This window comes from uncultured Microbacterium sp. (genome assembly GCF_913776565.1).
In the GTDB taxonomy this organism is placed as follows: domain Bacteria; phylum Actinomycetota; class Actinomycetes; order Actinomycetales; family Microbacteriaceae; genus Microbacterium.
The window spans coordinates 1-8,624 of record NZ_CAJYPF010000094.1; the positions used below are offsets into that span (position 1 = coordinate 1).

At 73.9% G+C, this 8,624-nt stretch carries 10 protein-coding genes; 7 read left to right on the forward strand and 3 right to left on the reverse strand.

The window, feature by feature from the left end:
* A partial coding sequence (locus QZ433_RS05100) for an STAS domain-containing protein (RefSeq protein ID WP_295780412.1) occupies positions 1 to 304 on the forward strand: 304 nt, incomplete at its 5' end.
* A 19-nt stretch (positions 305 to 323) separates the two neighbouring features.
* On the opposite strand, the gene QZ433_RS05105 is transcribed toward QZ433_RS05100, so the two are convergent.
* Complete coding sequence (locus tag QZ433_RS05105; protein WP_295780414.1) at positions 324 to 1,259, reverse strand: AraC family transcriptional regulator; 936 nt, start codon at positions 1,257 to 1,259, stop codon at positions 324 to 326.
* A gap of 300 nt (positions 1,260 to 1,559) precedes the next feature.
* Here QZ433_RS05105 and QZ433_RS05110 point away from each other — a divergent pair, with 300 nt between their 5' ends.
* A complete protein-coding gene (locus tag QZ433_RS05110; RefSeq protein ID WP_295780415.1) occupies positions 1,560 to 1,913 on the forward strand; it encodes a hypothetical protein in 354 nt (117 codons plus the stop codon).
* A 55-nt stretch (positions 1,914 to 1,968) separates the two neighbouring features.
* Here the strand turns inward: QZ433_RS05110 and QZ433_RS05115 are convergent, their stop codons facing one another.
* The gene (locus tag QZ433_RS05115) at positions 1,969 to 2,421 is read right to left on the reverse strand and encodes a helix-turn-helix domain-containing protein (RefSeq protein ID WP_295780416.1); all 453 of its coding nucleotides are present in this window, start codon (positions 2,419 to 2,421) and stop codon (positions 1,969 to 1,971) included.
* A gap of 209 nt (positions 2,422 to 2,630) precedes the next feature.
* Between QZ433_RS05115 and QZ433_RS05120 the strand changes: the two genes are divergently transcribed.
* The 5 genes from QZ433_RS05120 to QZ433_RS05140 all read left to right on the forward strand — a co-directional run bounded on the left by QZ433_RS05120 (position 2,631) and on the right by QZ433_RS05140 (position 7,349).
* On the forward strand, positions 2,631 to 2,807 hold the full coding sequence (locus QZ433_RS05120; protein WP_295780420.1) for a hypothetical protein: 177 nt from the start codon (positions 2,631 to 2,633) through the stop codon (positions 2,805 to 2,807).
* A 197-nt stretch (positions 2,808 to 3,004) separates the two neighbouring features.
* Positions 3,005 to 4,201 (forward strand): glycosyltransferase, encoded by a 1,197-nt coding sequence (locus QZ433_RS05125; protein WP_295780421.1) that lies wholly within the window; start codon positions 3,005 to 3,007, stop codon positions 4,199 to 4,201.
* Positions 4,202 to 4,412: 211 nt separating this feature from the next.
* Entirely contained in the window at positions 4,413 to 5,507 is a 1,095-nt protein-coding gene (locus tag QZ433_RS05130) for a type III polyketide synthase (RefSeq protein ID WP_295780423.1), read from the forward strand.
* A complete protein-coding gene (locus tag QZ433_RS05135) occupies positions 5,504 to 6,244 on the forward strand; it encodes a methyltransferase domain-containing protein (protein WP_295780425.1) in 741 nt (246 codons plus the stop codon). The genes QZ433_RS05130 and QZ433_RS05135 overlap by 4 nt, the downstream gene beginning before the upstream one ends.
* Positions 6,237 to 7,349 (forward strand): NAD(P)/FAD-dependent oxidoreductase, encoded by a 1,113-nt coding sequence (locus QZ433_RS05140; protein ID WP_295780427.1) that lies wholly within the window; start codon positions 6,237 to 6,239, stop codon positions 7,347 to 7,349. Before QZ433_RS05135 ends, QZ433_RS05140 begins: the two co-directional genes overlap by 8 nt.
* Positions 7,350 to 7,365: 16 nt before the next feature.
* On the opposite strand, the gene QZ433_RS05145 is transcribed toward QZ433_RS05140, so the two are convergent.
* Positions 7,366 to 8,193 (reverse strand): UbiA family prenyltransferase, encoded by an 828-nt coding sequence (locus QZ433_RS05145; RefSeq protein ID WP_295780429.1) that lies wholly within the window; start codon positions 8,191 to 8,193, stop codon positions 7,366 to 7,368.
* Positions 8,194 to 8,624 lie beyond the last annotated feature (431 nt).

Below are 8,624 nucleotides of genomic sequence, written 5' to 3' on the forward strand. Positions count from 1 at the left end.
CGCGAGCCTCACGAGCGTCACCCGCACCCTCGAGGGCGACACCGCCCGCTACGCGGTCGAGGGCGAGCTGTTCTTCGCCTCGAGCAACGACCTGACCACGAAGTTCGCGTACCACGACGACCCGGAGCGCGTCGTGATCGACCTGTCGCGCTCGCACGTCTGGGACGCCTCGACGGTGGCTGCCCTGGATGCCGTGCGCACGAAGTACGCGCACCTCGGCACGACCGTCGAGCTCGAGGGGCTCAACGCCACGGCCGCCTCGTTCCACGACCGCCTCAGCGGGGGCCTGGGCGCCGGTCACTGATGGCCGGGGCCCCCGCGCCTCAGGAGCGCAGGGTGGTCGACGGCGTCTCGCCGAACTCGCCGCGGTACATCGCCGCGAAGCGACCGAGGTTCGAGAAGCCCCACCGGGCGGCGATCGCGGCGACCGTCTCGACCGAGGGGTCGGCGACGCGCAGCTCCGCCCGCGCCGCGTCCAGACGCACCCGCCGCAGATACTGCATGGGCGTGCGTCCCGTCGCCGCGCGGAAGGCGTACTGCAGGCCCCGTGGGGACAAACGGGCCGCCTGCGCGATGTCGGCGAGCGCCACGGGTTCCGCCGCGTGCGCCTCGACGAAGGCCTTGGCGCGGCGCACGGGCGCGGGCAGCGGCCGCGAGGGGCGTCCCGCGGCCAGGGCGTCGGTGAACGTCGTCGAGAAGGTCAGCAACGACGCCTCCAGCAGCAGGGTGCGCGCCTGCTGCTCGATCAGGGGCGTCCGTTCGGAGGAGCGCAAGAGCACGTCGCGGCTGTACTCCCACGTGCGCGACCAGTAGCGCAGCCGCTGCTCGTTGACGGGCTTGTGCCCCGTCGCGCGCACGCGGAGGGAGTCGTCGCCGGACAGGCGGCGCGCGGCGTCGTCGAAATCGGTGCGCGCGAACGACACCGCCGATCCGGCGATGCGCCCGGTGAAGGCGATCTCGAGGGGACGGTCCACGACCATGAAGGGGGTCGAGGTGTCGATGCGCTCGCGTCGATAGGTCCCTGTCACCCGCGGGCCGGCGATGCGGCCCACGACGACCTGGTCGCGGGGGTCGGATTCGACGAGCATGGTCGAGCCGATCGTGTAGTCGCAGATGGCGAAACCCGGCTCCGCGGCGGCGTGCCAGGCCAGTGCGGGCTGGATCGCCTCGGCGCGCGTGATCCGCGCCCCGGGCACGATGCTCTGCCACAGGTGTTCGACCGTCTCGGCGTCCCGGGACTCGATATTCGTATGCTCCACGCGAGTTTCCTAAATCGTCCGAGAAAATGCGGCAAGACCGTTGCCCGAGCGTGCGAGGCGCGGTATGAAACCGCTCTCACGCAATCGCCGAGCCGAATTCCGCGAATTCGAATGCCCCCATCCGCTTTCACCGTATCCGGGCGAAAGCCGCCATTCTCGCAATTCGGCGTCCCCGGACGCCGAGCGCGATCGAAAGGCCGCCTAACGCAGCGACGCCCCGGCCGGCCACACGCTCGCGACCGTTCCCACCGGGATAATGGACCTGGTCGCCATTCGGCGCCGCTCGCCGAAGGGATGCCGATGCCGTTCCGCACCATGACGACGCTGCAGCAGTGGATCGACGAATTCCGCGCGCTCGGCTACGACGACGCCGACATCCTCCGGGTGATCCCCCAGGACAGCGACGACGGATCCGACGCCGGGCTCGTCGCCGCCCAGCTGCGCAGCGTCTCGACGACGTTCTTCGTCGCGCCGGGAGCCGAAGCGGGATCGACCGCCTGGGCCGTGACCTTCGAACCCCGGGAGGATGCCGCTCCCCTGCCCGCGGGGCGCGTCATGGCCCTCGCGGGTGAGCTCGCGACCCTCGCGGCCCTGTGCTCGTTCCTGCAGGCGCGTTCCGAGGCCTTCCTCGCGGCCGCCGCCGCCGCGGACTGAGCGACCCGCGACCGCGAGGCGGTCGACGCGTCGATCCCGCGCGGGGCTCGCGTCCTCAGCGCGTGGCCGTGGACGTCAGCTTCTCGATGACGAGCGCGAGGCGGGCGGCCTCGCCGGGATCGAGAGCGGTGATCGCCGTCTCGATGTCCTCGTCGAACGCGCGCAGACGGCACCACGGCGGGGAGTCGAGGTCGACGATGACGGTGAGGTGGTTGACGCGACGATCGTCGTCGTCCAGATCCCGTCGCACCACCTCGCGCTGCACGAGCCGGTCGACCAGGGTCGTCACCCCCGCCGAGGTGATGCCGAGGTGCTCGCGCACGTGCGAGGGACGGGCGCCGGGGTTCTCGGCGATGAACATCAGCGCCCGGGCGTCGAGCTCGTTCAGCGAGAGTTCTCGTCGCGCGGCGATCGCCGCGGACCGTCGCGCCTCTCCGTAGGCCAGAAGGGCGCGCTGCAGGGTCGACTCCCCAGGGGGCGGCGAGATGGTGTCGGAAGACGGCTGCACGACCCACGATCGTACCCAGTGGTGCGCGGAATCCGCGGACGTCGTGACGCGGGCTGACGGCATCCGTTGTGTTTCCGGGCTCCTGCGCATCGGGGGGCTCTTGTCAAGAGGCTCGGGGGCGACGCGATCGGGGGCTATCACTGGTCTCAGACGACCCCGCCGACATGCGGGCGCACGTCCCGTCGGGAGACGGGAGCAAGGAGAAGACCATGATCTACGGACAGCAGAGCGGACAGCAGGCGGGCTCGGTGTGGAGCATCGCGATGTCGACCGCGATGGGCAACGGCATCGTCCCCCGCTCGGACGAGGGTTACCGCGAGCGCACCGCGCCGCGGTGGTTGCGCGTGCGGACCCGGTCCGCGAAGGTGGCGGCGCCTCGCGCCTGACACCCGCGGTCTCACCCCGACGCGTCGGCTCCTTCCCCCAGGAGACGGCGCGTCGGCTCGTTCCCGGGCGAACGGATCGGTGTCCGGGCGTTCACGCGATGGTCTTCACGACGTAACCCATCACCCGGGGTTCTGCCTCCAGCATGGGACGACCGCACCCGCGGTCCCCTGTCCCCCCGGCTGCGAAGGCGATCCCGATGACCCGACCCGTCCGCGTGCTGTCGCTCTACGAGGGCTTCTTCGCCGGGGGCGCACGGATCCTGCACTCCGACGTCGTGGCGGGCCTGGCCGCCCGTGGCGCGCAGGAGCATCGGGTGCTGTCGCTCACCTCGGCGGCCCACCGCGACGCCTCCACGCAGTTCGCGCGCGACGACACGCGCTACCGTCGTCTGCGGAGCGCGGGCGTCGCGATCGACACGTTCGACCGCATCGCCGCCGACCGTCCCGTCGCGCCCGAGGACTTCACTCCGGCCGAGCTCGCGCGCGCCGCGCACCTCATCGCGGAGTCGGACGTGGTGCTCTCGCTCAAGGAGCAGCCCCTCAGCCTCATCGTCGCCCTCCAGCGCGCCGGGATGCTGCCCGACCGCCCCCTCGCCGCGTGCCTGCACCGCTCCGACCCGACGCACTCCGGTCCGGCTCTCGGCTGGCTCGTGGATGCCGCGGCCTCCGGCGCCGTGACCGCCACCATCGCCTGCGCCGAGTCGACCTCGTCCGCCTACGCCCGCGCGGGCGTCGCGGCCCGCGACGCGTGGGTGATCGACAACGGCATCGACACCCGACGATTCCGTCCCGGCACGGCCGCGGAGCGTCGTCGCATCCGCGCGGGTCTCGGCATCCCGGACGAGGCTCCGGTGGTGCTGCTGGCCGCCCGCTTCGACGCCATGAAGGACCCGGGGCTGTTCCTGCGCGCGGCCGCGCGGCACGCCCGCACCGCACCCGGCACGCATTACCTGATGTGCGGATCGGGGATGACGCCCGACAACCCCGCGTTGCGCGCCCTGCGCGCCGACAGCGGCGTCGGCGCCGACGTGCCGATCCACGCGCTCGGCCTGCGCGAGGACATGCCGCAGCTCTACCGGATCGCCGACGTCGTGGCCCTCACGAGCGCCTTTGGCGAGGCCTCGCCTCTGTGCCTGGTGGAGGGAGCGGCATCCGGAGCCGTCCCCGTCACCACCGACGTGGGTGACGCCGCCCGGATGGTCGCCGGCTTCGGGCTGGTCACCGTGCGCGACGAGGACGCGATCGCACGCGCGTGGGGGGACGCACTGTCGCGGCGTCCCGCGATGCGCGCCGCGGCGATCGCCGCGCGCGGCCGCCTCGATCGCCGCCGCATGATCGACGACTACCGCGCCGCGATCTCGGGCCTGCTGCTGTCGGACGCCCTGGCCGCCTGACACGCGCCGCGCGAGCCGAGGCCGTCTCCCTCCCCGCACGAGAAGGCCGCGTCGCCCGCACGTCGCGGCGCACACCCACGGGTGAGCAGTGGCCGCACGCCGGTGCGCACCGCCCCGCGCGACCGCGCGCGGGACGCTCCGCACCTTAGACACGCGGCCACGCCCGCACCATCCCCGCGCCGGTCGGACGAAAGCGTGTCTACAGTGAGGCATGACCGCCCGTATCGTGTCGATCGGCACGGCCCTGCCCGACACCCGCGTCGCCCAATCGACACTGCGCGACCTGTTCGCCGCGCAGCCCGGGTTCGACCGCAAGAGCCAACGCCTCGTGGGTGCCGCCTTCGACGCCGCCGCCATCGACACCCGTCACGTCGTCCTGCCCCAGCTGGCGGGCGCGGCCGTCGACGGTCTGACCGTCCGCGACGGCGACACGCTGCTGATGCCGCCGACGGGCGCGCGCAACGACGAGTACCGCCGGGCCGCGCCGCCGCTGTTCGCCGCGGCCGCACGCGCCGCGCTGCGGGACTCGCCCTACGACGCCTCGTCCGTCACCCACGTCGTGACGGTGTCGTGCACGGGCATGTTCGCCCCCGGGCCGGACTACCACCTGGTCCGCGACCTCGACCTGCCCGTGACGGTCGAGCGCTACCACCTCGGCTTCATCGGTTGCGCCGCGGCCATCCCGGCGCTGCGCCTGGCGGCGCGCATCGTCGGCGACGACGCGGCCGCGGTGGTGCTGGTCGTGTGCTGCGAGCTGTGCTCGTTGCACTGGCAGACCTCGTCGCATCCCGACCAGATCGTGGCGGCGTCGGTGTTCGCCGATGGCGCCGGGGCCGCGATCGTGACGTCTGCGGACGGTTCGCCGGACGGCCTCGACCTCGAGGGCTTCGCCACCCACGTCACCGACGACGGCGAGAAGGACATGGCCTGGACCGTCGGCGACTCGGGCTTCGAGATGACCCTCACGCCCCAGGTGCCGCGCATCATCGGCCGCGAGATCACGGCGATCGCCGCCGACGTGCTGGGCGATATCGCCGACATCGACGCGTGGGCCGTGCACCCCGGCGGCCGGAGCATCCTCGACCGCGTCGACAGTGCGCTGGACCTGGATGCCGCGGCACTCGCGCCCTCGCGAGAGGTCCTGCGGGCGCACGGCAACATGTCGAGCGCGACGCTGCTGTTCATCCTGCGCGATCTGCTCGCCGACCGCGCCCTGGCCGACGGCGGCCGCGTCGCCGCTCTCGCCTTCGGACCGGGACTGACGGTGGAGGCGGCGACCCTGACACGGCGTCGCGCGGCCGCGTGAGCGTTCTGACGGGCCTGGCCCGGCGCGACACCGCGCTGACCGAGCTCATGGACGATCCCCACTGCGATCCCCGCGCCCTGGCGGCGACCTACCGCCGATTCGGCACGGTGAACAGGCTCGTCTCGGCGTGGGGGCACGTGTACCGCACGCGCGTGCGCCCCGAATTGCGCGCCCTCGGCCGGCCCGCCCGCGTGCTCGATCTCGGCTGCGGCGGCGGCGACGTCGTCGTGCGCCTCGCGGGGCTCGCGCGACGAGACGGCCTGGACGTCGAGTGGGTGGGCGCCGATCCCGACCCCCGCGCCCTCGACGCCGCCCGCGAGCGCTCCCGACCGGGCGTGCGATTCACGGCGCAGGGGTCGCGCGACCTCATCGCCGCTGGCGAGACGTTCGACCTCGTGCTGTCCAACCACGTGCTGCACCACCTGGACGCGGCCGAGCTGCGCACCTTCGCCGGTGATTCGCTGGAGCTCGCGCGCGGATCGGTGCTGCACGCCGACATCGCGCGCGGGCGACTCGCCTACGGCCTGTACGCGGTGGGCATCGCGCCCCTGGCGACCGGGACGTTCCTGCGGATCGACGGTCTGCGCTCGATCCGCCGCAGCTACCGCGCCCCCGAACTGGCCGCCGCGCTCGGGTCGCCGTGGCAGGTGTCGACCCCTGCCCCGTTCCGCGTTCTCGCGGTTGCGCGGGGGCACGCCGCGGGTGCTCCCGCCGCGGGGGGTGCGCGCGATGCCTGAGGTGCTCGTCGTCGGCGCGGGGCCCGTGGGCCTGGCCCTCGCCGCCGACCTGCGCACGCGCGGAGTGGACGTCGACATCGTCGACCGGCGGCCCGCGGTGGGCGGCGGGACCCGGGCGATCGGCATCCATTCCCCCGCCCTCACGCTGCTCGAGGCGTCGGGCGCCACCGACGCGATCCGCTCACGGGCCGTGCGCATCGGCCGCGGCGAGGCACGAGCCGACGGCCGCGTCCTCGCCGAGATCCGCTTCGACCGACTGCGTGCGCGGCATCCGTACGTGGCGGCTCTGCCGCAGTCCGAGACGCTGGCGGTGCTCACCGCGCTCGCCCCGCCGGTGCGGCACGGCGTCCACGTCACCGCGCTGCGCGAGGGGCGTGCGGGCGTGCATGCCGTCACCGCGGCGGGTGAGAGTGTGCGCGCCGACGCGGTGGTCGTGGCATCCGGGTGGTCCGGGCGCGAGCTCGTCTATCGCCCGGGCGCCGTGCGCACGCACCACTATCCCGACCGGTACGCGATGGCCGACGTCGAAGCATCCGGAGGTCCGATCGCGCGCGTCCATCTCGAGCGGGGCGGGGTCGTGGAATCGTTCCCCCTTCCGGACGGTCGGCGCCGGCTCGTCGCGTGGGCGGGGACCCGCGAGATTCCGGATGCCGACACCTTCCTGCGCGACGCCGTCGCCGCGCGCACCGGGGTCGAGGTCGACATCACGGGGGCCTCGACTTTCGGCATCCGCCGCGCGGTGGCCCCGACCCTGCGGCGGGGGCGGGTCGTGGTGGTCGGCGACGCCGCCCACGAGGTCAGCCCCATCGGCGGGCAGGGGATGAACCTGGGACTGCTCGACGCGCTGACGCTCGCGCCGCTGCTCGCCCCGTGGGTGCGGCGCGGCGACGACGCAGGGCTCGCCCGATGGGAGCGCGACCGTCTCGCCTCGGCGCGCCACGCCGCCCGCCTGGCCGTGCTCAACACACTGCTCGGTCGCGCCGCGACGCCCGCCGCCCATCGCGCCCGATCGGCCGCGCTGCGGGCCGTGCTGCGCGGCGCCGGGGGCGCGGCGTTCACGCGGGCGTACGCGATGCGCCTGGATCGCGCCGCGCGGGGCACCTGACCGCGGGCAGTCCGCCTCAGGCGACGACGAGCTGCGCCGCCAGCAGCAGCGCGGCGAGCATCGTCAACTGGAACACCGCACGCCCCGGCGGACGCACCCCCACCAGCACCGCGGTGACGACGGCCACCGCGACCACCGCGGCGAAGAACACGACGCCGCCGGCCGTGACCCCCGACCCGAGCAGCACAGCCAGCGCACCCACGACGATGCCGGCGGCGGCGGTGAGCACCGACGCCCGCGCCCCCAGGCGATGCGGAAGCCCTCGCACGCCGGTCCGGCGATCGTCGTCGAGGTCGCGCACGACGTTGGTCAGGTGCACGGCGGCGCCAAGCGCGGCACCCGCGAGCGTCGCCCACGGGGCGGCGAGCAGCGGCATCCCGGTCGACAGCGTCGCGAACGAGGGGAACAGCCCGAAGCTCAGCAGAAACGGCGCGATCGAGAACGGCGTCGACTTCAGCCCCGCGTTGTACGCCCAGGCCGAGGCGAGGGCGACCGCGTGGGCGGCGAGCAGGCCCGGTCCCAGCGGTGTCGAGAGCACCAGGGCGGCGACGACGGATGCCACGGCCACGGCGAGCGCACGCTCCGGGGTGAGCGCTCCCCCGGCGATGGGCTTGTCCGTCCGGCCGACGGACGTGTCGCGCGCTGCGTCGATCGCGTCGTTCGACAGGCCGACCGACACCTGACCGGCGAACACGGCGACGACCAGAAGGGCGAGACGGCTCGGCTCGACGCCGGCAGCGATCCCGAGGGCGAGCGACAGTGCGGTCACGACGAGCGTCGGACCCGGATGCGTCGACGCCCACAGCGCGCGGATCGCCGACGTCTGGTTCGCGGCATCCGTCACCCCACGACGCTATCGCGCGGGGCGCCGCACGGGGCGCGGCGCCCGCGTGTCGGTGAGCGCCCACCCTCGTCGAGCGTCCGAGGAACGCCGTCCTCCGCGCCGATGAAGCGGCGTGTCCGGGACGCTCGACCGTCGTGACGAGGGGGCGAGGGGGTCCCGGCACTCACCGGTCGAGCAGGCGAGCCCCGCCGTATCGGGTGTCGACCGACCACGGCGGCGGCGTGATCGAGGCGCACGAGAGGACGCCCCAGCCGATCGAGCAGTAACCGCTCGAGGCGACTCCCCCGACGCATGATGCCCCGGTCGTTGCTCACGGCCGGGGCATCATGGCGCGGGTCAGAGGTCTTCGGGAGCCAGGTCGCCCTGTCCCTCTTCGCCCAGCTCGACGACACCGGGGTCCTCGCCCTGCGAGTCGGTGCCCGTGGACTCGG